This is a genomic window from Glutamicibacter bergerei (genome assembly GCF_054495185.1).
In genome coordinates, this window is record NZ_CM137131.1 from 3,059,386 (window position 1) to 3,080,599 (window position 21,214).

20 protein-coding genes are annotated in these 21,214 nt (G+C 59.7%); 12 read left to right on the forward strand and 8 right to left on the reverse strand.

The annotated features are described in order from the left end of the window. Nucleotides 1-10: 10 nt before the first annotated feature. Genes ACX5K5_RS14210 through ACX5K5_RS14220 form a run of 3 tightly spaced genes read left to right on the forward strand, consistent with a single transcriptional unit; the run spans nucleotide 11 to nucleotide 3,326 of the window. Nucleotides 11-943 carry an ABC transporter permease gene (locus ACX5K5_RS14210; RefSeq protein WP_459174577.1) on the forward strand — a complete coding sequence of 311 codons (933 nt, stop codon included), beginning with the start codon at nucleotides 11-13 and terminating at the stop codon, nucleotides 941-943. Next, a complete protein-coding gene (locus ACX5K5_RS14215; protein ID WP_459174578.1) occupies nucleotides 940-1,737 on the forward strand; it encodes an ABC transporter permease in 798 nt (265 codons plus the stop codon). The genes ACX5K5_RS14210 and ACX5K5_RS14215 overlap by 4 nt, the downstream gene beginning before the upstream one ends. Then, nucleotides 1,734-3,326 (forward strand): dipeptide ABC transporter ATP-binding protein, encoded by a 1,593-nt coding sequence (locus ACX5K5_RS14220; protein ID WP_459174579.1) that lies wholly within the window; start codon nucleotides 1,734-1,736, stop codon nucleotides 3,324-3,326. Before ACX5K5_RS14215 ends, ACX5K5_RS14220 begins: the two co-directional genes overlap by 4 nt. A 31-nt stretch (nucleotides 3,327-3,357) precedes the next feature. On the opposite strand, the gene ACX5K5_RS14225 is transcribed toward ACX5K5_RS14220, so the two are convergent. After that, complete coding sequence (locus ACX5K5_RS14225) at nucleotides 3,358-5,046, reverse strand: long-chain-fatty-acid--CoA ligase (protein WP_188683230.1); 1,689 nt, start codon at nucleotides 5,044-5,046, stop codon at nucleotides 3,358-3,360. A gap of 106 nt (nucleotides 5,047-5,152) precedes the next feature. Then, nucleotides 5,153-6,079, reverse strand: a complete 927-nt coding sequence (locus tag ACX5K5_RS14230; RefSeq protein ID WP_229676943.1) for an EamA family transporter — start codon at nucleotides 6,077-6,079, stop codon at nucleotides 5,153-5,155. A 69-nt stretch (nucleotides 6,080-6,148) separates the two neighbouring features. On the opposite strand from ACX5K5_RS14230, the gene ACX5K5_RS14235 reads away from it, so the two are divergent. Together ACX5K5_RS14235 and ACX5K5_RS14240 are read left to right on the forward strand one after the other, a co-directional pair. Then, complete coding sequence (locus ACX5K5_RS14235) at nucleotides 6,149-7,063, forward strand: LysR family transcriptional regulator (protein ID WP_443448166.1); 915 nt, start codon at nucleotides 6,149-6,151, stop codon at nucleotides 7,061-7,063. A gap of 91 nt (nucleotides 7,064-7,154) precedes the next feature. Next, nucleotides 7,155-8,831 carry a nuclease-related domain-containing DEAD/DEAH box helicase gene (locus ACX5K5_RS14240; protein ID WP_459174580.1) on the forward strand — a complete coding sequence of 559 codons (1,677 nt, stop codon included), beginning with the start codon at nucleotides 7,155-7,157 and terminating at the stop codon, nucleotides 8,829-8,831. Here the strand turns inward: ACX5K5_RS14240 and ACX5K5_RS14245 are convergent. After that, a complete protein-coding gene (locus tag ACX5K5_RS14245) occupies nucleotides 8,828-9,928 on the reverse strand; it encodes a D-TA family PLP-dependent enzyme (RefSeq protein ID WP_346059503.1) in 1,101 nt (366 codons plus the stop codon). The genes ACX5K5_RS14240 and ACX5K5_RS14245 overlap by 4 nt on opposite strands. 196 nt (nucleotides 9,929-10,124) lie before the next feature. Here ACX5K5_RS14245 and ACX5K5_RS14250 point away from each other — a divergent pair, with 196 nt between their 5' ends. Further along, nucleotides 10,125-11,111: a DNA topoisomerase IB gene (locus tag ACX5K5_RS14250; protein ID WP_459174581.1), complete on the forward strand. Its 987-nt coding sequence runs from the start codon at nucleotides 10,125-10,127 to the stop codon at nucleotides 11,109-11,111. Here the strand turns inward: ACX5K5_RS14250 and ACX5K5_RS14255 are convergent. After that, nucleotides 11,108-11,884 (reverse strand): IclR family transcriptional regulator, encoded by a 777-nt coding sequence (locus ACX5K5_RS14255; RefSeq protein ID WP_443448173.1) that lies wholly within the window; start codon nucleotides 11,882-11,884, stop codon nucleotides 11,108-11,110. The genes ACX5K5_RS14250 and ACX5K5_RS14255 overlap by 4 nt on opposite strands. Before the next feature lie 150 nt (nucleotides 11,885-12,034). Here ACX5K5_RS14255 and ACX5K5_RS14260 point away from each other — a divergent pair, with 150 nt between their 5' ends. Genes ACX5K5_RS14260 through ACX5K5_RS14270 form a run of 3 tightly spaced genes read left to right on the forward strand, consistent with a single transcriptional unit; the run spans nucleotide 12,035 to nucleotide 14,558 of the window. After that, a complete protein-coding gene (locus ACX5K5_RS14260) occupies nucleotides 12,035-12,739 on the forward strand; it encodes a CoA transferase subunit A (RefSeq protein WP_443448175.1) in 705 nt (234 codons plus the stop codon). A 2-nt stretch (nucleotides 12,740-12,741) separates the two neighbouring features. Continuing rightward, nucleotides 12,742-13,392, forward strand: a complete 651-nt coding sequence (locus ACX5K5_RS14265; RefSeq protein ID WP_096254810.1) for a 3-oxoacid CoA-transferase subunit B — start codon at nucleotides 12,742-12,744, stop codon at nucleotides 13,390-13,392. Further along, a complete protein-coding gene (locus tag ACX5K5_RS14270) occupies nucleotides 13,389-14,558 on the forward strand; it encodes an acetyl-CoA C-acyltransferase (protein WP_459174582.1) in 1,170 nt (389 codons plus the stop codon). Before ACX5K5_RS14265 ends, ACX5K5_RS14270 begins: the two co-directional genes overlap by 4 nt. A gap of 75 nt (nucleotides 14,559-14,633) precedes the next feature. Here ACX5K5_RS14270 and ACX5K5_RS14275 read toward each other — a convergent pair whose 3' ends face one another. Genes ACX5K5_RS14275 through ACX5K5_RS14285 form a run of 3 tightly spaced genes read right to left on the reverse strand, consistent with a single transcriptional unit; the run spans nucleotide 14,634 to nucleotide 16,713 of the window. Then, entirely contained in the window at nucleotides 14,634-15,194 is a 561-nt protein-coding gene (locus ACX5K5_RS14275; protein WP_346059507.1) for a histidine phosphatase family protein, read from the reverse strand. Continuing rightward, on the reverse strand, nucleotides 15,191-16,051 hold the full coding sequence (locus ACX5K5_RS14280; protein WP_459174583.1) for a metallophosphoesterase: 861 nt from the start codon (nucleotides 16,049-16,051) through the stop codon (nucleotides 15,191-15,193). The genes ACX5K5_RS14275 and ACX5K5_RS14280 overlap by 4 nt, the downstream gene beginning before the upstream one ends. After that, a complete protein-coding gene (locus tag ACX5K5_RS14285) occupies nucleotides 16,048-16,713 on the reverse strand; it encodes a tyrosine-protein phosphatase (protein ID WP_459174584.1) in 666 nt (221 codons plus the stop codon). Before ACX5K5_RS14285 ends, ACX5K5_RS14280 begins: the two co-directional genes overlap by 4 nt. Nucleotides 16,714-16,963: 250 nt before the next feature. On the opposite strand from ACX5K5_RS14285, the gene ACX5K5_RS14290 reads away from it, so the two are divergent. Further along, nucleotides 16,964-17,914: a beta-ketoacyl-ACP synthase III gene (locus tag ACX5K5_RS14290; protein WP_443449763.1), complete on the forward strand. Its 951-nt coding sequence runs from the start codon at nucleotides 16,964-16,966 to the stop codon at nucleotides 17,912-17,914. A gap of 308 nt (nucleotides 17,915-18,222) precedes the next feature. On the opposite strand, the gene ACX5K5_RS14295 is transcribed toward ACX5K5_RS14290, so the two are convergent. Then, nucleotides 18,223-18,861 carry an MBL fold metallo-hydrolase gene (locus ACX5K5_RS14295; protein WP_443449762.1) on the reverse strand — a complete coding sequence of 213 codons (639 nt, stop codon included), beginning with the start codon at nucleotides 18,859-18,861 and terminating at the stop codon, nucleotides 18,223-18,225. A gap of 174 nt (nucleotides 18,862-19,035) precedes the next feature. Between ACX5K5_RS14295 and ACX5K5_RS14300 the strand changes: the two genes are divergently transcribed. Together ACX5K5_RS14300 and ACX5K5_RS14305 are read left to right on the forward strand one after the other, a co-directional pair. Then, the gene (locus ACX5K5_RS14300; RefSeq protein ID WP_443449761.1) at nucleotides 19,036-19,614 is read left to right on the forward strand and encodes a gluconate 2-dehydrogenase subunit 3 family protein; all 579 of its coding nucleotides are present in this window, start codon (nucleotides 19,036-19,038) and stop codon (nucleotides 19,612-19,614) included. Next, the gene (locus tag ACX5K5_RS14305; RefSeq protein WP_459174585.1) at nucleotides 19,611-21,197 is read left to right on the forward strand and encodes a GMC family oxidoreductase; all 1,587 of its coding nucleotides are present in this window, start codon (nucleotides 19,611-19,613) and stop codon (nucleotides 21,195-21,197) included. The genes ACX5K5_RS14300 and ACX5K5_RS14305 overlap by 4 nt, the downstream gene beginning before the upstream one ends. Nucleotides 21,198-21,214 lie beyond the last annotated feature (17 nt).

The window sequence follows — 21,214 nt, forward strand, 5'->3', positions numbered from 1 at the left end:
ACACCTCACAATGAAACTGCTCGCTTGGTTGGGTCGCAAGGTTGGCGGCGCGCTGGTGGTGCTGTGGCTGGTTGCCACCGCCATCTTTATCGGCGTACGCCTCATCCCTGGCGACCCAGCCGAAGCGATCATGGGTGGTCCAGGTTCACAGGCTTCGGCCGAGGCTCTGGCCAACGCCCGCTCCGAGTATGGTCTTGATCTGCCGATCATCAGTCAATATTTTTTGTTCCTCGCCAAACTCATCCGCTTGGACTTCGGAACTTCTTATTCCTTCAAAGACCCGGTCCTGCAGATCATGGGCGAGGTACTCCCACCGACCATCAATCTGGCGTTATTGGCGCTAGTGGTGGCTTGGCTACTGGCCTTACTCTTTGCGTTGCTTGCGATGCGCGCCAATAAATTCGGCCGACTGCTGGGTAACGCGGTAGAGATTGTGGCAGCCGCAGTTCCGCACTTTTGGCTCGGCGCGGTGCTCATCATGTTGTTCTCCTCGATGCTCGGCTGGCTTCCCGCCGTCGCCAATGGAACTCCCGCCGGGCTAGTCTTACCGGTACTGACCTTGGCGCTTCCGCTAGCCGGATTCCTCACCCAGCTGATGCGTGACTCGCTGAATACCGCGATGGGTAGCCAGTTTGCCCTGGCAGCTCGCGCTCGCGGCGAAAGCCGGCTGACGGTGTTCCGCCGTCACGGCTTACGCCATGCAGCTTTGCCTGCGCTTGGGCTGACCGGGTGGGCTTTTTCTTCACTACTTTCCGGTGCGGTGGTCGTCGAGGCGATCTTCGCCCGTCCGGGCTTGGGCCGTTCTTTGCTTTCGGCGGTACTTGCCCGAGACATTCCGATGGTTACCGGCATCGCGTTGTTCTCTGCACTTGTTTATATCGTCGTGATGGCGTTGACCGAAGCCATTGAGCGACTCATCGATCCGGCGGGGGCAGATTCATGAGCCGTACCGCAAAAATTCTCAGCTCACTTTTCATTCTCTTCTGGGTACTCACTGCGTTTGCTCCGTCACTTATTGCTCCGGCAGATCCGCTGGCGATCAATCCGTCCCAGGCCTTTCAGGCCCCTAGCTGCGCTCACATTTTTGGCACCGACGAGTCCGGCCGTGACGTATTCACCCGGGTGATCCACGGTGCCGGCGACTCTCTCTATATTGGTTTGGCTGCCACCGCGCTGGGCATGGGTTTGGCTTTGGTCTTAGGAACCGCGGCCGCCTTGGCTCCGCGCTGGCTCGACGAGGTAATCTTGCGGGTGCTCGAAGCGCTCTACTCGGTTCCCTCCTTACTCATGGCGTTGCTGATTATTGCGTTTACCGGACCCGGCGTGGGCCCGGCGATTGTTGCGGTGGGCTTATCCACGGCCCCCGGTTACGCGCGGCTGGTACGCAGCCAGATCCGCACGCTGAAAAACTCGGAAATGCTGGAGGCCGCCACCGTGCTTGGCCGCGGCACCTGGCTGAAGGTCCGTAATCATCTCGTGCCAAACGCGTTGCAACCGTTGCTCGCGCTGGTCACCTTGGGCATTGGACAAGCGGTGATCTGGGCGGCTGCCCTGTCATTCCTTGGTCTAGGCACTCCCCCGCCCGCACCCGAATGGGGTGCGATGCTTTCGGCCGGACGCACCTATCTACACCTTGCCTGGTGGCTCAGTTTCTTCCCTGGACTTGCCATCGTTGTTGTCGCCGCCGGTGCCACGCTGATCGGGCGCGCCCTCGGCGGGAAGGTGAAAGCCGTATGAATCCACTATTAGCAGTCGAAAATCTCTCGGTCAGCTTCGCCGTCCAACAAGCCGTAGACGCCGTGTCCTTCGAATTGGCCGCCGGTGAATGCCTGGCGCTCGTGGGCGAATCAGGTTCTGGAAAGTCGGTCACCGCGCGCAGCCTCATGGGGCTCAGCGGCGGAACCGTCAGCGCCACAAAGCTCATGGTCTGCCACGAAGACGCATTAGCGCTCAGTGAGCCTGCATGGCAGAATATCCGCGGGAATTCGGTAGTCATGATCCTGCAAGATGCGCTTATGGCCTTGGATCCGCTACGCACGGTAGGCCGGGAAATCGAAGACGTGCTCAAGGAACATTCGAGCTTGAACAAGTCTCAGCGCACCGCCAAGGTCCGTGAGATCCTGGCCGCGGTGGAGCTGCCAGAACCCGAGCGGCGTATGAAACAGCGCAGTACCCAGCTCTCCGGGGGCATGCGGCAGCGCGTGCTCATCGCCCAGGCACTGATTGGCGACCCGCAGATAGTCATCGCGGACGAGGCAACCACCGCGTTGGATTTCCGTCTCGCAGCCTTGGTGCTCGAGCAGTTGGCTGCACTGAAAAATGAGGGCCGTGCGGTGCTGATGATCAGCCACGATCTGGCTCAGGTCGCTCAGCTGGCGGATCGCATCGCGGTGATGCGCGCCGGTCAAATCGTCGAGACCGGCCCCACCGAACAGATCCTGAACCATCCGCAGCATGAATATACCCGCACCTTATTGCGGGCCATCCCCTCCGGGGTGCCCCGCTTTGCTCCATTAAGTGCCGGCACGCCGGTGAACGAACCGCGTCAGCTAGCACCGGCAAGCACGGATTCGGCTCCGGCGCTGGTGGTGGAAAACCTGTCCAAGTCCTTTGCCAAACATCCTGCCGTCGTGGAAGCCGGGTTTGTGCTTCCCCGCGGCGCGACGCTGGGCCTGGTCGGGGAATCAGGGTCGGGAAAAACCACGACCGCGCGTTTGGTCCTTGGTTTAGAACGTCCCGATACCGGCAGCGTGACGCTGCTTGGTGATCGTTTCGCCCCGCACAGCGAAGCGGCGCGGCGCGGCTTACGGGAGAATATCGGCGCGATCTATCAGAATCCGCTGGGTTCCTTTGATCCGCGCTACTCGGTGGGACAGATTCTCACCGATGCGTTGTCCGCAGGCCGCAGCAAGCGCGCGACGGGCTATAAAGACCAAGTCGGCCGGCTGCTGGAACAGGTGGAGCTGGATCCTGTGCTGAGCACACGCAACCCTCGTGAGCTTTCCGGCGGTCAACGTCAACGCTTGGCGATCGCTCGTGCGCTGGCGCCGGAGCCCAAGGTATTGGTACTCGACGAGCCAGTTTCGGCCCTTGACGTTTCGATTCAGGCCACGGTTCTGGATCTGCTCGATCGTCTGCAGCAAGAAACCGGAACCAGCTACCTGTTCATCAGCCATGATCTGTCGGTGATCGAGCATATGAGCGATTTTGTGGCGGTTATGCATCGGGGACGAATCGTCGAACAGGGCCCCACCGCGCAAGTCTTCGGCGACCCGCAGCATGAGTACACCCGCATCTTAATGACAGCAATGCCGCGGCTGCGTTAACAACCGCGGCATTGCCACCCATAAATTCGATTTAGACTTTGTCGCTGAACTCTTCGCGGACCTGCTTGCGCAGAATCTTGCCCAGCATGGACCGCGGCATCTCGTCGATGGCAACGATGCGTTTAGGCACCTTATAGGCAGCCAACTGGCCACGGCAGTGCTCGCGCAGCGCCGCCTCATCCAAGGTTGCCCCCTCGTCGAGCTGAACCGCGGCAACCACCATTTCGCCGCCGCGTTCTAGCGCCTTGCCGAAGACCGCTGCATCGGCGACATCCGCGTGCTGGCGCAGCGCGTTCTCCACCTCGGAGGGCGAAACGTTAAAGCCACCGGTGATAATCAGTTCCTTGGCCCGGTCAACAATCTGGGTGAAACCATCTTCGTCCACGGTGACCACATCCCCGGTGTGCAGCCAGCCGTCCTCGGTCAAGGTTTTGGCGGTCTCTTCCGGGTTGTTCCAGTAGCCGGCAAACACCTGTGGCCCCTTGATCAGCAGTTCGCCAGGCTCACCCTGGGCTACCTCGCGGCTCGGATCATCAACGTCGACTACCTTCATCAGGGTCGAGGGGAAGGGTACGCCGATGGTGCCGTTGCGCCGCGAAGGATGGAACGGATTGCCCAAGGCCACCGGGGACGACTCGGTCATGCCGTAGCCTTCCACCAACAGGCCGCCGGACATCGATTCCCATAGTTCCACCACATGATCTGGCAGGTTCATGGCGCCCGAGATACAGTATTTGGCCGAGCGCAGCGAAATTCCCTGCTCCTTGGCGGCCATCGCGGTGCGTTCATAGATCGGAGGGACCGCGCAGTACACGGTGGCCGGAGATTTCTTCCAGGCGTCCAAGATCAGCTGCGGATCAAATTTCGGGAAGAGCACCAGCAGTCCCTGCTTCTTCACCCCGAAAGTCAGATACAAGGTCATGCCAAAGGCGTGGAACATTGGCAGGATCGCGTAGAGGATTTCCTTGCCCTGCTGTGCACCTTCCATCCATGCTTCGCCCTGCAGCGCGTTGGAATACAGGTTGAAATGCGTGAGCATCGCGCCCTTCGGGCGACCTGTGGTGCCCGAGGTGTACTGAATGACCGCAAGGTCTTGCACAGCTGGGAAGGGGTGCTCGGCGTCCAAGCTACCGGAGGCCAGCAACTGCTTCCACGCCATGGTGCCGGTGGTAGCGGCGGTCAATGATTTTTTGGTTTCACGCAGTTTTTTCAACGGAAGATTCAGCGCCATACGCTTGACCGCCGGGAACGCTTCGAGCAGGTTCACCGCGATGATCGTATCGATCTGCACGTCAGCGGGGAACTTCTGCACGCTGGAGACAACTTTGTCCCAGGCGATGACCACACGCGCCTGGTGGTCTTCAAACTGGTGGCGAAGTTCGCGAGAGGTGTAGAGCGGATTGTGCTCCACCACGACCGCGCCCAGACGCAGCACCGCGTAAAAAGCGACCACATGCTGCGGGCAATTTGGCAGGATCAGCGCCACCCGGTCTCCGGCTTTCACACCAAGTTTGCGCAGCCCCTCGGCTGCTTGCAAAACTTGTTCGCCAAGCTGCGCGTAGCTAACCTGGCGGCCGAAGAATTCGGTGGCCGGACTCTGGCCGGCTTCGCGCACGGAACGTTCGAACATATGGCTCAGCGATTGTGTGGGAAGCTCAATCTGTGCGGGAACCCCTGGCTGGTAGTTGGCCACCCAGGCCGGTGCGGCAGTATTATCCATGACTCTAATCATGCCCGATACCGATGGTTTCGAGTTAAACGTCGGGGGTGAATCTCGCAAATTTTCTGCTCAGTGAGCTTCAAGGATAGTCCCGCGCGGCCGGAGTTTAGCGGGGTTGCGAATGATCTTCGGCCAACCCGGCCAGTGGCTTTACGGTAGGTGAAACAATATTTTTCGGCAGGCGCTGGCCGGTGCGGGTGGCTCCGATTCCTGCCAGAATTACCAGCGCGATGCCCACCATCGCGGCGGGACGTGGCACCTGATGCAAAATGAGGAGTCCAACGGTCATCGCGATCGCAGGTTCCAGACACATCAGCGTGCCGAAGGCCGCGGTGGTCAGCCTGCGTAATGCGAAGATTTCCAAGCTGAATGGGATCACCGGCAATAGCAATGCCAGCCCCACACCGATAATCAGGGTCTGCATATCGAGGGCTTCAAGCACCACGGGGCCAACCATGAACGTTGCAGCGATGGCGGCCACCGGCATCGATACCGCCAAGGCGCCGACACCATCCACAGCATCCCCGGCTCGTTGGGTCAGCAGCACATACACCGCCCAGCAGACAGCTCCACCCAAGGCATAGAGTACGCCGGTCAGATCTACCGCGCCATGCCACGGTTCGGTCAGTCCGAGCACGCCGAGCGCGGCGATCACAGCCCACCACCGGGCGGAGCCACGACCTTGAATTATTGCCACGGCCAGCGGACCCATAAATTCAAGTGCACTGGCGGTGCCCAGTGGAATGGTCTCCACCGACTTCATGAAGCTCACCGTCATGCCGGCTGTAGCCAGACCCAAAAGCGCGCAGATCAGCAGCGTATTTCGAGTGAATTTGAGCTTCCAAGGTCGGGCAATAAGAACCAGAATGACCGCGGCCCAGGCCAAGCGCAACCACGCGACGGCCCCGGAACCAATATTGTCGGCCAGGACGATAGAGGCTGCCAATCCCAATTGGACACAGCTCATTGCGCCGAAGGCCATCATTGAGCCCATCGAGGCGGAGCTGGGTGCGGGTACTGACCGGAAGTTCATGATTACCAGTAGAACTCACGCCGGCTATTCGCGTCCACGCGAGAATCTTGAACATACCATTCGATAATCATGGACAATGATTTTATGGAAACTCGTCGTTTACAGTACCTCTACGAACTGTCCCGCATGGGATCGATGCGTGCAGTGGCAGACATCCTGGGTGCCACCACCTCCACGGTCTCCCAGCAGATCGCACAGCTTTCCCGAGAAGTCGGCGTACCCCTCATCGAATCGGAAGGCCGTGGGGTGCGGCTGACTCCGGCAGGCCGCAGGCTTGCCGAACATGCCCGCAGCATTCTGGCCGCCGTCGATTCAGCACGCCTTAGCCTTAACACCGAGGCCGAGCCTGTCGGAACGGTGCGCGTGGCCGGATTTGCGACAGCGATTCGCCGGTCCTTGATGCCGATTATTGAGGATTTAGCCGTGCATCATCCACGGGTAGATATTGTGGTGCTCGAACATGAACCGGCCGAAGCACTGAACCAGTTAGCCGTGGATGGCATAGATCTGGCGCTGACCTATGACTACAACTTGTCCCCGGAGCAGGTGGCTCCGGGGGTGGAGACGCTCTCGCTGTGGAGCACCGAGTGGGGTTTGGGTGTTCCTTCGGCGCTCGCAGCACCGTTCACTTCACGCCCAGTCGCTGCAGATGCCGCAACGGTCTTCGCAGCCTTCGCACAACATGACTGGATTGGTAATTCCCGCAATATTGCCGACGAGAAGGTGTTGCGGCTGATCTCCTCAATGTCCGGCTTTGAGCCAACAATGCGCCATCAGTCCGATAGTCTCGATCTGGTGGAAGACCTCATCCTGGCAAATCTTGGTGTGGGCCTACTTCCACGTGATCGCCCACCACGCCAAGGGCTCACCATCTTGCCGTTGGCCAATCCGAACCTTGAGCTGCGCGCCTACGCCCGCACCCGTCAGGGGCGAAGCACCTGGCCGGCCTTGGCACTGGTGCTCCAGCGACTGCGCGGAGAGTAGGAATTATGCCCGGAACCTACCGCGCGAGCCACGAAAATGTAGTACCCGCCACATAGACTTCGACCAAGCGCATCTTATTCGAGGGGGATCAATGGTCCACTGCATTCCATTGGAGCCAGAATTTTCAGCTGGCCAATCGGCTGAAAAGGCGGTGTGGGAGCAACTGCGTCTTTCTTTGCCCGATGACGCGGTGCTCGCCCATTCGGTAGCGGTACGCCACGGTGCCGTGGAGCACGAGATTGACCTGCTCGTCTTGTGGCCCGGGGTCGGACTGGCAGCCATCGAGGTTAAGGGCGGGTTAGTCGGCGTGGAAAATGGCGCCTGGTATCAGTCAGATGCCAGGGGCCGGCACCCGATGAAAGACCCGATGGCCCAGGTGCAAAGCGCCTCCCATGCGTTTAAGAAGTGGATAGCTGAGCAAACCGGCACCGCTTTGAACAGCCGTTTTGCCCACATCGTCTGTCTTCCCTACACAGAAGTTCCAGCTAGTTGGGCGAAGGCAGATCTTCCCCGGGATCTGTTGCTGGATCAAAAAGATCTCAAGCACAGCGCGCATTCCGTGCGCCGCGCGATCCAAGAACAAGGTGGCGGGTATTCCGCCCTGGCACCAGCCTTTGCGGACCGTATTAGCCGGCACCTCGCCGCCGACTTTGCACCCGAGCATTTACAGACCTCCGAGGCATTGGAGAATGAGGATCTTCAAGAGCATCTCACCACACGGCAAGCTATTCTGCTCGGCGCCACGCGTTCGCTTCCCCGAGTGAGGTTTATTGGCGGCGCCGGCAGCGGTAAAACCTGGATGGCAGTTGAAAAGGCGAAGCAGTTAGCCAAGGACAACGAGCGGGTGGGGCTCTTTTGCTACAACAAGGGTCTTGGCCACTACCTGAAAAAGCAGGTTGGCTCCTGGCGCCAAAATAAGCCCATACACGTTGGAGAATTCCACGAGTACGCGCGCAGCCTCGGGGTGCCCGACGGCACCGGACAAGACTATTTTGACGTGCAAATGCCCCGGCTATTACGCGAGCTGGCGCTGGAACTTCCCGAAGCGGAGAAACTCGACGCGATCATCGTCGATGAGGCCCAAGATTTTGCCCCCGAATGGTGGGAAGCGTTACTGGCCTGCACCAAAGACCCGTTACAGGGCAAAATTTATGCCTTCATGGATGTGCGGCAAAATGTGTACCGTCGTTGGAACGGTGAGAACCCGGGTGCAAGCTTTGGCCCCGCGGCCCCACTGGTTCCAATTCATGTTGATGACAACCTGCGCAACACCCGGCGCATCGCGCGAACCTTCAAAAATCTTGCCGGTGATCAGGTCAAACCCCGCGGCGGTCAGGGCATGCCTGTGCGCTTTGTTTCCTGCTCCACCGAGGACGCGGTAGAACTAGCCTCGGACTGTGTCGATCCGCTGATCGAGGAGGGCTGGGCGAACAACCAGATTGCGCTGCTCACCACTAATCGACGCCACCCAATCCATCAGGAACACTACGATCTAAACACCATTGATTCGGCATACTGGCCCGCCTTCCATGCGAATGAGGAAGAATTCTACGGGCATGTGCTCGGCTTCAAAGGTCTCGAACGGTCGGAAGTGGTGCTGTGCGTGAACGGTTTTAAGGACATGTCCCGCGCGGTCGAGCAGCTCTACGTGGGCCTCTCGCGCGCCCGGAGTTTGCTGGTGGTCGTCGGCGACAAGGAACTAATCGATGAAGCCTGCGGCACCGAACTTCATGCAGCCCTTGCCTCGGCAACACCTTGGACTCCCTAGAAGTTCAGCCCCCGGGCCGCCACATCCCAGTGTTCGATCACTTCACCATCTCGCACCACTGACACCTGATCGACCAGATTCACTGCCACGCACACATGGTTAGGAATAACCCGCAGTTGCTCACCGTAGGCCGGAAGCGGTTGGCCTTCGGGCCAGAGCACTGTCGCGTGATGTTCGGAGATAGCGCTGATCCGTGCGTCCGGATTTTCAAGGATCCGGCCAAAGCCGGTAGCCCAACCCGGCCGGTCCGAGCCGAGGATCTTGCTACCCGCGTCCAGCACGATTCGCCGCGGGTTCTGGGCATCGCCCTCGTGGCGGCTGATCACCGTGGAGGCCACACTCAGTGCGATGTTCTCCCACTGGCAGCGTCCCAGTTCAAATTGCTGGGCATCGCCGAAGACATACACTCCCGGGCGCACCTCGGTCAGCAGGGAGTTGTCCGCTAATTCCGCCGTGGGGGTTGATCCCCCGCTGATGCGTTTGAGTTCAAAGCCGTCCGCGCGCAGTAGCCTGGCTGCTTCACCAAGCGCATGTTGCTCTTGGTCGGTGACTTCTTGGGGTTTTCCCGGGGCGTAGCTGTGACCCGGGAAAGTGAAGATTCCGATGACATTCAGGCCTGCCTCACGAGCGGCCCGAGCAACGTCCAGCGCCTCATCGGGCAGCACACCGCTGCGATGATGTCCGCTGTCGATCTCGATCATTAGCCCAAGCTTGTCTTTTTTATCTGCGAGCTGACGGGCAAGCTGTTGCACCGCGGCAATTGAGTCGGTACCGAGGGAAAGTTTGACGTAGCTGAGCAGTTCACGGATGCGCTTTGCTTGGGCGTCGGAAATCCACAGCGGGTAGGCCACAAAAAGATCACCCACGCCGTGCAGTGCAAAAGTCAGCGCCTCGCCGATGGTGGCCACGGTCAGCCCTACGGCTCCGGCCTCCAGCTGACGCCCGGCAATCTCGTGCATCTTATGCGTCTTGGCGTGTGGGCGTAGTGCCAGCCCCTTGGCGGACACCGTCCTGGCGACGCGCTCAATATTGCGTTCAAGAACATCGAGCTCCACCAAGATCTGCGGTGTCAACAATCCGTGCGGGAGGTCGTTCATCAACGCCAGCTTTCCATGAGAATCAATCGGTCCGTTTTGAACGTTACCCCACAGTCCGCGTTCGACTCTGATTAAGAACAAGCCAGCTCGAAAGCGTTTTCCCAATTCTGGGATTTGCCTGAGGCGAGGACCAAAAACCGCCGTCCGGCTCTAGAGTGGTTCACCAGCCAGAGTCGATTTTCCAGTGCGAGGAATGATGAACAACTCATCGAAGACAAAGCGGCGTTCGCTGCCAATTTCACGCGTGCGCACGCGCGGCGGATTTAAATACTTCGATCACGGGCAAAAGCTCACCGATCCTGCGCTCATCGATCGAATCAACTCCCTCGCGATACCGCCAGCCTGGGAAAAAGTAGAAATCGCCCGCGGCGGGAGTTCACAGGTCCAGGCTCGCGGAGTAGACGAGGCAGGGCGCGCGCAAATCATCTACCATCAGGCATTCCGCGCCAAGCAGGACGCGGCGAAGTTCGATAAATTGGTTGCATTCGGCCATGCCTTGGAACCGTTGCGCCAGCGTGTGGCGGCAGATCTATCCCGGAGCACCATCTGCAGGGAAAAGGTGGTTGCCTGCGCCTTGCGGCTCATGGATCAGCATCTGCTGCGCGTGGGCAATGAGCAGTACGCACGCAAATACCAAAGCTATGGGGCCACGACGTTGCGCCGCAAGCATGTCACAGTCAACGCGCACTCCTTGGACCTTAGCTTTCCTGGCAAGAGCGGCATCACGCACCAGCTGCACATCACCGACCCGCAGCTGCTCGGATTCATCGCCGAACTGCGGCAAATGCAGGGCTACGAGATCTTCAGGTTCCCGGATCCGCAGGGCAAACTGCAAAGTGTTCGTGCTAATCATGTAAATGACTATCTGGGCGAATATCTTGGTGAAACGTTAACCGCCAAAGATTTCAGAACTTGGGGCGGGACCCGGGCGGCCTTTGAAATTCTGCTTCAGCAGGGCGCCGATGAGCGTCTCTCCGACGCGGTGCAAGGTGCAGCCCAGAAGCTGGGGAACACCACGGCGATTGCGCGCAGCTCCTACATTGCTCCACAAGTTATCGATCTGGCTCAAGATGAAGAACGGCTGTCTGCGTTGCGCCGATCTGTGAGCCACACCAAGACACGCGAATTTTTCGATTCGTACGATATCTGCCTCCTCAATTTCTTGGAGCATCCCAATCCTTAAGTCCGCCGGGTGGACAGCTTTGCACTGAGCTCATGTGCGTGCCGCATCAGTAGCTGGCCCAAGGCAACTTGCCGTTGGATATCAAACCGCGACTCGATCCCGGTTAAACTCAAAGCCCAGGCTGGTTGCCCGGAAGCGTCAAAAACCGCGGCGCCAATGCCCCAGCTGCCCTCGACGATCAGCCCGGGGTTCAACGAATACCCCAAGGTACGGGTCTCTTCGATCTTGCTTCGCACCTGCCCGGCACCGTGCGCCTGACCATATTCGGCGACCAGATTACTGGATTCTAGATACCGTTCCATCGCCTCTTCGGGCAGGAAAGCCAAGATGGCAATTCCGGCCGAGGCTACACCCAGCGGGAATCGCCGCCCTTCATAGAGCACAAAGGAACGGATCGGAAAGGCGCCATCTTGACGCAAGAGGCAGACCGTTTCGTTGCCCCGGCGGGCGGAGAGAAATGCGCTCTCTCCGGTTTCTTCGGCGAGCGCCGCGACATGTACGCGAGCCAGTTCGCTGATGTCGTAGCGTTCGGCGGCGACCGCACCCATCAGATACAGCTCCGGCCCCAGCAGCCAGCGCCCGGCCTGGTGGTCATGATCGCAGAATCCCTCGGCGGTCAGCGCCGAGAGCAGGCGGTGCACGGTGGGCCTGGCTAATCCGGTATGCCGGGCTACCTGCGTGGTGGTGATCCCTTGGGGCATCGAGGTGCTGACCGTTCGCAGTACCGCGGCCAAGCGTCCGACGACCTGGGCCCCGGCAGGAGTTTTGCTCATATCCACATTATGAACGATTTACCGATGGCTCATCACCTATCGAGCAATATTGAGCAGTTCGCGCAGAACTATTGAGCTATCCACTTGGAGTTACTACGGTCTAAGTTAAGCAACACTCAAATCCATATTGTGGACGGACAGGGTACAAAGATGTCAACAAAGTATCGTGAGGACGCCGCGCGGGAACTCGCTGCGGTGGTCAAAGATGGAATGATCATTGCCGTGGGCGGCTTTGGACTTAGCGGCATTCCCAACCGGCTGATCACCGCGCTGCGCGATTCTGGCGCCAAGAACCTGACCATTGTTTCCAACAATATGGGCGTCGACGGCAAGGGCTTGGGCGTCCTGCTGGAAAACAAGCAGGTGGCCAAGGTGCTCGCCTCTTATGTAGGGGAAAACAAACTTTTCGCCCAGCAGTTCCTCAACGGTGATCTTGAGGTTGAATTTGTGCCGCAGGGTACGCTCGCCGAACGGCTTCGTGCAGGCGGCGTGGGAGTACCCGCTTTCTATACCCCCACCGGGGTGGGTACCCCCATCGCCCAAGGCAAAGAGGTGATGGAGTTTGACGGGAAACCTGCCATCTTAGAGCGCGGCATCGTCGCGGACATCGCGTTGGTGCGTGCTCATCAGGCCGATAGCGAAGGCAATCTGCGTTACCGGATGACCTCGAAGAACTTCAACCCGCTGGTTGCCATGTCCGGTAAGCACACCTTCGCCGAGGCCGAGGAAATCGTCGACGGTTACCTCGACCCGTCCTTGGTGGAAACCCCCGGAATTTTTGTGAAGACCCTCGTGGACACCGACGACGTCAAAGACATCGAACAGCGCACCGTCCGCCCGAAGCAGGAGGCCTAACCATGTGGACCAGAGATCAAATGGCCGCCCTGGCCGCCAGTGAACTAACCGATGGACAGTATGTGAACCTGGGCATCGGCATCCCCACCCTGGTGGCGAATAATCTGCCCGAAGGTGTCTCGGTGAAGCTGCAAAGCGAAAACGGGTTGCTGGGCATGGGTCCCTTCCCCTTCGAAGGCGAGGAAGACGCCGACCTGATCAACGCGGGCAAGCAGACCGTCACCATCCTGCCCGGTGGCAGCTTCTTCGACTCGGCCACCTCCTTCGGCATGATCCGCGGCGGCCATGTGCAGACCGCGATCCTAGGAGCCCTGCAGGTAGCCGCCAACGGCGACCTGGCCAACTGGACCATCCCGGGCAAACTGGTCAAGGGCATGGGCGGCGCCATGGACCTGGTGGCAGGCACCCCTCGGGTTATTGTGCTCACCGACCACGTTGCCAAGGACGGAAGCTCCAAGATCGTCGAGTCTTGCGATCTGCCGCTGACCGGGGTGGGGGTTGTGGACCGCATCATTACCGACCGCGCAGTTTTTGACATCGTTAATGCCACACTGGTGTTGCGTCAGGTCGCACCGGGGGAAACCCCGGAAAGCATCAAGAACATTACCTCAGCGAAATTCACCGTAGAACTCCAGGAGGACCTCTTAGCATGAGCGTCAAAATTGTAGGTTACGCACGCACCCCCTTCATGAAATTTAACGGTGCCCTCGCGGCCATCCCCGCCACCGAGCTGGGAGCCCACGCCGCCAAGGCCGCGCTGGAGCGTGCCGGAGTTGACCCGTCCGAGGTGCAACGCGTTTTTGCCGGCCAGGTGCTCCAGGCCGGCGCCGGGCAGAATCCTGCGCGGCAGACCTCCATCGGTGCGGGCATCGGGTTGGATGTTCCGGCAATCACGCTGAACGCGGTTTGCCTTTCCGGCGCCGAGGCGGTGGTGGCAGCCGAACGTTTAATCGCGTCCGGCGAGGTTGACGTGGTCCTGGCAGTCGGCCAGGAATCGATGTCATTGGCCCCGCATGTGCAGCGTGCCCGCGCCGGCACCAAGTACGGCGCTATCGAAATGATCGACACCCTGGAGTACGACGGGCTCACCGACGCCCACGAGAAGCGCTCCATGGGTGTCTCCACCGAGGAACATAACTCCACCTTAAAGCTGGACCGCGCATCCCAGGACACCGTCGCGGCACACTCGCACCAGCGCGCTGCCGCATCGGAAGAATTTTTCGCCGGCGAAATCGCACCGTTGACCATCACCACCCGCAAGGGCGAGACCGTGCACGGCGCCGATGATGGAATCCGCCCGCAGACCACCGTTGAATCCCTCGGCGGTTTGCGTGCCGCCTTCGCCAAGGAAGGCACCGTCACCGCGGGTAATTCCTCGCAGATCACCGACGGCGCGGCAGCAATAGTGCTCGCCTCCGACGCGGCGATCAAACGCCTGGGCCTGAAGCCGATGGCCGAAATCCTGTCCCACGCATTTGTTGCCGGACCGGACCGCACCTTGCACGATCAGCCATCCAACGCGATCAACACCGCGCTGGCCAAGGCCGAAGCAAAGGCCGCGGACCTGCAGGTGGTCGAGATCAATGAGGCTTTCGCTGCCGTGGCCGTGCAGTCCACCGCCACCTTGGGTATCAGCCCCGAGATCGTCAACCCGCACGGCGGGGCGATCGCGCTGGGCCACCCGATCGGGGCTTCCGGTGCACGCATCATCGGCACCCTGGCCCGTCAGCTCCAGGAGCTCGGCTCCGGATCGCTGGGTGCGGTAGGCATCTGTGGTGGCGGCGGTCAGGGCACCGCGGTAGTACTGCGTTCGCTCTAATCGCCCACTGCTCGCGTCGTTGACGCACAAGAACCCACGTTGAAGCTCAACGTGGGTTCTTTGCGGTTTATTGTCTTAGTGCCACAGCGGCTCGCGAGCCACATGATCTGTCAGTAGCTGGGATTCCACGCGCAGCACCTGACCGTTAGGCACCCACTGATGACGAGTTCCGTGCAAGGCACTGAGCACCGAACGGATCAGCGAGCCGTGGCTGACCACCACCACACGCTGTCCCGGGTGCTGCACACTAATCTTGAACAACACGTTGATGGCGCGTTCCACCAGATGTTCTTCGCTCTCCCCTAAATCCATCAGGCGTCGCACGTTGTCCTCATTCAAACCGGTGACGACGGTGCCCTCCGCGTCGCCATAATCGCGCTCCATCAGTTCCGGAAATTCTTGCACGCGCGGAGCTCCGAGCAGATCCGCGATGATCTGCGCGGATTGGCGGGCACGGAAAAGCGGCGAAGAAACCACCACATCCCAGGGGCCGGTTCCGGCAAGTTCCATTGCCGCTGCGGCTGCCTGTCGACGGCCGGTCTCATTCATCGGTAGGTCACTGCGCCCTTGCAACCGTCCTGCCCGGTTTGATTCGGTTTCTCCGTGCCTCACGAAGATGATTTCTGCTGCATTCATGGTGTTCTACCTTTCGAATGCGCCGGAATTCTGGCGCGTGTTGCGTTTTTAGTGGTGCTTGCCTGCTGGTTTTTGGGTTTCCGTGATCCGTGGCGCACCGGGATCGAGGTGCTGCTCATCGAGTGCGAATCGATATGGTGCAGCGAGAACCACGAGCCTTCCGGCCCGCTAAGAATCTGTTGCGGTGCGTATACGTCGGTGTTGTACGAGGTCGCCGGCGCCATATAAACGTTGGTGCCTTTCAGCTGTCCCACGCCAGCCTGATGAAAATGTCCGCAGAGGATTCCGCGCACGTCACTGCCGCTGAGTACCAGTGCGAGATCTTCGGGATTCGCTAGCCCGCGTCCGATCATGTGCTGACTCATGGAATCCACCGGCGGGTGGTGCAAGGCAATGAGCGAACCACGCGGTGCCGGGACCCGTAGTAAGCCCGAGAGCCACTGCAACTGATCCATATCCAGCCGCCCCTGAGATTCGCGATACCCGCCGCTATCCAACCCGATGATGCGCAACCCGTTGATCTCGTGGACGGTGTTTGCAATGCGTGGTCCGGTCGATAGTCGGTAAACGTTAAATGCCTCGTTGATTGAATCCTGTGGGTCGTGATTGCCAGGCACGGTAATGATCGGGCAGCCAAGCTTATCCTGGAACTTGGCAAAAAGTTTGGCCGCCCGGCCGTGAATTGGTGCCCCGCGGTCGGCAATATCCCCGGTCACCACCACCACGTCGGGATCAAAATGTTTAGCGGCATGCAGCGCGGCGCGCAATCGTGCCCACGCGTCGATAGTGCCGTGCAGCAGTTTCCCTTCGGCGCACAGGTGGGGGTCGCTGAGCTGCACCACATTAAGCTTTTTCATGAGCTGGCCGCCAGCGGCCACACTGTGCTGGCTCTGGCATCTGCGCCTAGCTCCAGCAACCGATGAAGTTCGACCCCGGTCAACCCCTTGCTCAACAGGTAGCCGGTCACCGAGCCATAACTTTCAACCAGCCAATTCAGGGTGTCATTCATGGTGGCCGCGATGTGGCCGGGCAGGCCATAGCCCGGTTCACGAACCGCCGACGCGAAGTCGGCGATGATCAGCTCACGCGTAACTCCCATCGCTTCGAGCAGCAGCGCGATCACCAGCCCGGTGCGTTTTCCACCGCTCTGGCAGACCACCGCGGTGTTTCCGTCCGTCGGCTGTCCGATCACCCGAAGGGCCGCAATCAGCCGCGCCCCACGGCCATCGAGCAACAAGCGCTGGTTCTCACTCAGCGTCCGATCGCTAGGGTTTTGCCCGCAATAAAGCGGGATCCCCCGGTAGCGTACCCCGGGAATGTCCCCCAGTGGTTCGCGTGAAATTTCGTTTAGTTCACGCAGATCGATCAGCGTGGTTATTCCCCGCAGGCGCAGCTGCCCGGCGTACGCAGCGTCCGTGGTTCGTGGGACCACACCCCGGTAGATGGTTTTTGCTCCGAACCCCGGAACCGGGCGCAGGCTCGTGAGTTCGGCAGTTGCGACCTGTAGTGGTGACATCATGCTCCCCTTGCCTCGATTCCTTCCGCAATGCTTTCCCACCATTGCACCGCAGCGGGTTGGACGGCAGATGAACGATGAGCCACCGTGTCATGAACCTACTTAGAAAAACGGTTAATATCGCCAGTTTTGCGGGTGTTGAACCGGTTTTTACCATATTGGCCCGGCGCCGGTGTCCGTTGTGAACGGCAAGTAGGCTCGCAAACGACTAACCTTGAGAGCAAGAGTGTTCATTTCCCAAGGAGTTAAACTCATGACCGGCAGCAAAGTCGTAGCCTTTGGCCATTTCCAGCCTGAGCGCATCGTGCCCAACACCGAGTTGGAAACGCTGGTCGAGACCAGCGATGAGTGGATTACCCGCCGCGTAGGCATCCAAGAGCGTCGCTGGGGCACCGGTGTGGAGACCGTTGATTCGATGGCGATCAAGGCCGCCAAGATGGCTTTGGACAATGCCACGGACATCACCGCCGAAGACATCGACCTGATCATCGTCGCCACCTGCACCGCGACGGACCGCACCCCTCATATGGCCGCCCGCGTCGCCCTGGGGCTTGGCATGGATCAGGGTCCGGCCACCATGGATCTGAACGCCGCCTGCTCCGGGTTCGCCCACGCGGTAGGCATGGCTCAGGGTGCCATCGCCGCCGGCAGTGCCACCAAGGCACTGGTTATCGGCTCCGAAATGCTCACCGACTACACCGACTTCACCGACCGCAGCACCTGTGTGCTGACCGCGGACGGTGCCGGTGCGTTCATCATTACCGCCTCGGAGACCGCAGAAATTTCACCGGTGGTTTGGGGGTCGGTTCCTTCGCTGTCCGACGCGGTGCGCATTGAAGCCGACAACGACATGAAGTTCGCGCAGAACGGGCAGAGCGTTTACCGCTGGACCGTCACCCAGCTGCCAAAGATCGCTTCGAAGATCATCGACCGTGCGGGCCTGAAGCCAGAAGAACTGGATGCGATCATCTTGCACCAGGCGAACCTGCGCATCATCGAGCCACTGGCCGAGAAGATCGGCGCCCCGAACGCCCGCGTGGCCACCGATGTGGTCTACTCCGGCAATACCTCGGCTGCCTCGATGCCGCTGGCGCTGTCGAAGCTGATGGCCTCCGATGAGCCTCTGGCCTCGGGCGATAAGGCTTTGCTCTTCGCCTTTGGTGGCGGGCTGTCCTACGCCGGTCAGATCATCACCATTCCATAACCAACAGTGACGAACACAGTGAAGCCTGCCGCCCCATGGCGTTGCAGGCTTCACTTGTCCTGCCAGCTAACCGGCACTTAGCTTTTCAAGGCCCGAAGCAACCCGGTTGCTCGTGGCCAGCTAGTGGCTGGGGCAGCCGACGATGCGTCGCTGCTTCGGTTCTTTGCCCAGCACTTCTTGCGTGGCCGGCTCCGGCCTGCCGACCCCGACATCCAACTCAATCTGCGAAGATTTCCTCGAAGACCGGGACGTGCTCACACAGCGTTCAGAGGTCCGAGCCGGCATGAATTCACCCCACGGAATGACTGCTACCAGCCCCTGGCATGCCACTCTTCGAGATGCGGCCGTTCTGCACCCACTGTGGTTCCGCGCCCGTGACCGGGATAAATAATCGTGTCGTCTTCCAACCGGCCGAAGACCTGCTCGGTCACGTCGTTGAGCAACTGCTGAAACCGCTTGTTATCACCAAAGGTATTGCCTACTCCGCCAGGGAATAGCGAATCACCGGTAAATAGATGGGCCGTCCCCTCCGGGTCCCGGTACAGTAACGCCAGCGAGCCCGGAGTGTGGCCGCGCAATTTAATGACTTCAAGCTCGATGCCTTCCACCTCACCGAGGCGACCGGCGTTAAGCAACAGATCAGTCGGTGTTTCGATATCCGCAGCGTCTTCGGTTCCCGCAGCTGTGCGCGCCCCGGTGAATTCGGTCATTTCCTTCAGTGCACGTACATGGTCCCAGTGCGAATGCGTGGTGACAATCAGCTTCACACGCGTGCGGACGGCGCAGTCCGAGGATGCCTCTTCCAGCATTGCTTTGATCGCCGCCGCATTGTCGGCAGCATCGATGAGTAGCTGCTGTCCTGTCTTTTTAGAGGTCAACAAGTACACGTTGTTCTCCATCTCGCCAACAACACAGTGGCGGATGGTGATGTCTCGCAAATTGATCATGCCGTCAGAGTAGTCGGAACCAAAGGTTGAGAAATGTGATTCTCACAACACGATAACGCCCGTTGTCCCCATCGATGACAGCGGTCAGGATAATGCCAACGCTGGAAGTGCCGGGGTCATACAACTCCGAACCGCTTTCGACCGCAAAGACTCAATAGACCAGAGGTGGCAACAATGGTGTTTCCTGCAAAACATCCACAACTGAACGCGCTCACGTTAAGCGGGGAAGCGCGCGAGATTCTCATGCGCATCATCCGGGTTTCTTTTCCCCACGCACAGATCCCCGACGGGCCCTATGAGCGCATGTCGCAGAAGATCGTCGAGGTGTCCGAAGAGTCCCGCTGGTTCCGCATGGCATTGATTCAAGGTCTGGCAACCATCGATTCGCTGACCGAGGAACATTTCCTTGAGCTGCCGGAGGACCGGGCACTGGCCGTCCTCAAACGCATTGCCGACCTGGAATTTTTCGCTTTCATCCGCAGAACCACGGTCCTGCACTTCTATTCGGATCCCGAAGTATGGCAGATCCTGGGCTACGAGGGCGCGTCCTTCTCCAAGGGTGGCTACATCAACCGCGGGTTCAACGATCTGGCTTGGCTTCCCGAGCCACGCATCGAGGAAAGCCCCGAGCCACTCATCGAGACTGGTCCGTTGCCCTACCAGCTAGCAGGCAAGACTCAACTTCCGACCCCAGAACCCGCCCACGATCTATTACTGAGCAACGCCCCAGTCGAAGGAGCACAATCGCTATGACTAGCATCAGCAGTTCCGCACGTTTTGACCTCACTGACGACTCAGTGGTCGTGGTTGTCGGCTCCGGGGCCGGCGGCGGAACGCTCGCCCACGAGCTGGTGGAAAAGGGAATCAAGGTAGTGCTCTTGGAAGCAGGACCGCATCTGCGCAATGAGGACTACGTCAACGATGAATGGGAAGCATTTAACCAGATGGCGTGGTTGGACCCGCGGACGACCTCTGGGCAATGGCGGATCAGCCGCGACTTCCCAAACCTTCCCGCATGGATCTGCCAGGCAGTGGGCGGCACCACCACGCATTGGTCGGGCGCGACTCCACGATTCAAAGCCCACGAGTTTAAGGCACGCTCCACCTATGGGCGGGTTGATGGGGCGAACCTGCTCGATTGGCCCATCACACTCGAAGAGCTCGAACCCTACTATGACCGTGCCGAGATCAAGATGGGCAGCACTCACCGGCACGGGCGGGCACCGCTTCCGGCGAACAACAATTACAAGGTGTTAGCCAACGGCGGTGAACGCGTGGGCTACCGGCAGTATGCGACCGGACCTTACGCCACAAATGCCGAACCTTACGATGGCCGCCCGGCCTCCATTCAGGATGGTTTCAATTTCCAGGGCGACAAGAACAAGTCCAAGTGGTCCATCATGGTTTCGGAAATCCCCAAGTCGCTAAAGACCGGAAATCTAGACCTCCGCCCAGATTGCCATGCGGTGCAGATCACCCATACTCCTGCGGGCAAGGTTGATGGTGTGCTCTACATCGATCATGACGGCAATCTGCAGGAGCAAAAGGCCCGCGTCGTCGCAGTGGCCGGTAACTCCATCGAAACTCCGAGGCTGCTGCAGCTTTCTGCCTCACCGTTGTTCCCGGACGGATTGGCCAATTCCTCGGGCCAGCTCGGACGCAACTACATGCGCCACACCACCGGTTCGGTATATGCCCAGTTCGATCAACCCGTACACATGTACCGCGGAGAAACCATGGCTGGATTGATTTCCGACGAGTCTCGCCATGACGCTGAGCGCGGGTTCGTCGGCGGGTATTACCTCCAAACAATTTCCTTGGGTCCTGCTTTCCTGGCCAGCTTCAGTGATCCCGGAGCCTGGGGCCCGGACTTCACCGCTTTGCTCGATGGCTACGCCAACACCGCAGGATTGTGGATTACCGGCGAGGACATGCCGCAGTTGGAGAATCGAGTCACGTTGAACACCACCGTGCAGGACCGTTTTGGGCTGCCCGTTGCCAACGTTCATTTCAGCGATCATGCTAATGACGTTGCCATGCGCGGCCACGCCTACCGCCAGGGCGAGTTGCTATACGAGGCGGCGGGAGCTCTCTCTTCGCACCGCACTCCGCCGTACCCGTCAACGCACAATCTGGGAACCTCGCGCATGAGCGAGCGTCCCGAGGACGGTGTGGTCAACAAATTTGGCCAAGCCCATGACGTGTCGAACCTGTTCATCTCGGACGGCTCCCAGTTCACCACCGGAGCTGCGGCCAATCCGACGCTGACGATCGTGGCGCTGGCGATTCGCCAGGCCGAGTACATTGCGCAGCAGATGGCCGCGGCGGAAATCTAAGAGAAGCAGTGAACTGC

Bases quoted from the DNA above. Each gene is read 5' to 3' on its own strand.
- ACX5K5_RS14210 (WP_459174577.1), top strand. From the start codon at position 11: ATGAAACTGCTCGCTTGGTTGGGTCGCAAGGTTGGCGGCGCGCTGGTG.
- ACX5K5_RS14215 (WP_459174578.1), top strand. From the start codon at position 940: ATGAGCCGTACCGCAAAAATTCTCAGCTCACTTTTCATTCTCTTCTGG.
- ACX5K5_RS14220 (WP_459174579.1), top strand. From the start codon at position 1,734: ATGAATCCACTATTAGCAGTCGAAAATCTCTCGGTCAGCTTCGCCGTC.
- ACX5K5_RS14225 (WP_188683230.1), bottom strand. From the start codon at position 5,046: ATGGATAATACTGCCGCACCGGCCTGGGTGGCCAACTACCAGCCAGGG.
- ACX5K5_RS14230 (WP_229676943.1), bottom strand. From the start codon at position 6,079: ATGAACTTCCGGTCAGTACCCGCACCCAGCTCCGCCTCGATGGGCTCA.
- ACX5K5_RS14235 (WP_443448166.1), top strand. From the start codon at position 6,149: ATGGACAATGATTTTATGGAAACTCGTCGTTTACAGTACCTCTACGAA.
- ACX5K5_RS14240 (WP_459174580.1), top strand. From the start codon at position 7,155: ATGGTCCACTGCATTCCATTGGAGCCAGAATTTTCAGCTGGCCAATCG.
- ACX5K5_RS14245 (WP_346059503.1), bottom strand. From the start codon at position 9,928: ATGAACGACCTCCCGCACGGATTGTTGACACCGCAGATCTTGGTGGAG.
- ACX5K5_RS14250 (WP_459174581.1), top strand. From the start codon at position 10,125: ATGAACAACTCATCGAAGACAAAGCGGCGTTCGCTGCCAATTTCACGC.
- ACX5K5_RS14255 (WP_443448173.1), bottom strand. From the start codon at position 11,884: ATGAGCAAAACTCCTGCCGGGGCCCAGGTCGTCGGACGCTTGGCCGCG.
- ACX5K5_RS14260 (WP_443448175.1), top strand. From the start codon at position 12,035: ATGTCAACAAAGTATCGTGAGGACGCCGCGCGGGAACTCGCTGCGGTG.
- ACX5K5_RS14265 (WP_096254810.1), top strand. From the start codon at position 12,742: ATGTGGACCAGAGATCAAATGGCCGCCCTGGCCGCCAGTGAACTAACC.
- ACX5K5_RS14270 (WP_459174582.1), top strand. From the start codon at position 13,389: ATGAGCGTCAAAATTGTAGGTTACGCACGCACCCCCTTCATGAAATTT.
- ACX5K5_RS14275 (WP_346059507.1), bottom strand. From the start codon at position 15,194: ATGAATGCAGCAGAAATCATCTTCGTGAGGCACGGAGAAACCGAATCA.
- ACX5K5_RS14280 (WP_459174583.1), bottom strand. From the start codon at position 16,051: ATGAAAAAGCTTAATGTGGTGCAGCTCAGCGACCCCCACCTGTGCGCC.
- ACX5K5_RS14285 (WP_459174584.1), bottom strand. From the start codon at position 16,713: ATGATGTCACCACTACAGGTCGCAACTGCCGAACTCACGAGCCTGCGC.
- ACX5K5_RS14290 (WP_443449763.1), top strand. From the start codon at position 16,964: ATGACCGGCAGCAAAGTCGTAGCCTTTGGCCATTTCCAGCCTGAGCGC.
- ACX5K5_RS14295 (WP_443449762.1), bottom strand. From the start codon at position 18,861: ATGATCAATTTGCGAGACATCACCATCCGCCACTGTGTTGTTGGCGAG.
- ACX5K5_RS14300 (WP_443449761.1), top strand. From the start codon at position 19,036: ATGGTGTTTCCTGCAAAACATCCACAACTGAACGCGCTCACGTTAAGC.
- ACX5K5_RS14305 (WP_459174585.1), top strand. From the start codon at position 19,611: ATGACTAGCATCAGCAGTTCCGCACGTTTTGACCTCACTGACGACTCA.